The following is a 1076-nucleotide window of genomic DNA, read 5'->3' on the forward strand; positions in this document are numbered from 1 at the left end:
GCAAAGTCGTAATTGCCTGCTTGCGGTTTGGGCATACTGCCATTGGCGCAGCAGTGGTGTTGACAATCAAACACGGCTCATCGCCTACTGTATTTGGCAAACTCTCTTTGGTTACTAACGCTGGCATTTGGGATGTATCGCCGCCATAACCACGGCTAATCACGCCAACCTTTATGCTTTGCTTCTGCAAATAACTGACCAAAGTGATAATTAAAGGCGTTTTGCCACTACCGCCAACCGTAACATTACCGATGACCATAACTGGTACAGGCGCACGAAAACTTGACAGTATTCTCAGTCTATAGGCTTGCCGGCGCAACCAAACAAGCAAGCCATATAGCCAGCTAAGCGGCAATAGTAACCAAAGCCAAGCTGCTTTTTGCTGCCAAGCACGAGTAATTGTCGTCTCAATACTCATTATTTAGCATCCATCTGGTTTTGCCCGTAATTTGTAACCCAAACTGTTTATTATTCAAAATCTCGATCATACATTTGCGCATAATAACCTTGCTTTTGCATAAGCTCATTATGGGTACCAATTTCAACGATTTGCCCGCCGTCCATCACTGCAATACGATCTGCTGACTCAATCGTTGTGAGACGATGCGCAATGACTAAAGTAGTACGATCTTTCATGACATTGTCGAGCGCTTGCTGAATAAAATACTCTGACTCATTATCAAGCGCACTGGTCGCCTCGTCTAATATTAGGATTGGCGCATCTTTTAATAGGGCGCGTGCTATCGATAGGCGCTGGCGTTGACCACCAGACAACTGCAAGCCTTCTGCTCCAATCTGGCTTTGATAGCCTTGCGGCATTTTCATGATAAAGTCGTGAGCAAAGGCATCTTTAGCAGCAGCTTCAACTTCAGCTTGCGACTTAGTCGCTAAACTGCCATAAGCAATGTTATTAAAAACGGTGGTGTTAAATAGTACCACTTGTTGATTAACCATAGCAATTTGCGCACGCAGACTCTCTAAAGTAATGTCTTCAACAGGCATGCCGTCCATCGTAATCTGCCCTGAAGTTGTGGCTAAGGTGCGCGTTAGTAAGTTAACCAAGGATGACTTGCCAG

2 protein-coding genes are annotated in these 1076 nt (G+C 45.2%); both read right to left on the minus strand.

Going from position 1 to position 1076, the window contains the following annotated elements; all coding sequences use genetic code 11:
• The coding region (gene lpxK, locus ACS8FD_RS16440; protein ID WP_439276633.1) for a tetraacyldisaccharide 4'-kinase at positions 1-418 on the minus strand (418 nt) is incomplete at its 3' end.
• A gap of 50 nt (positions 419-468) precedes the next feature.
• On the minus strand, positions 469-1076 hold a 608-nt coding region (locus tag ACS8FD_RS16445), incomplete at its 5' end, for an ABC transporter ATP-binding protein (protein ID WP_439276634.1).

The sequence above is a fragment of the Psychrobacter sp. 1U2 genome, assembly GCF_051847575.1.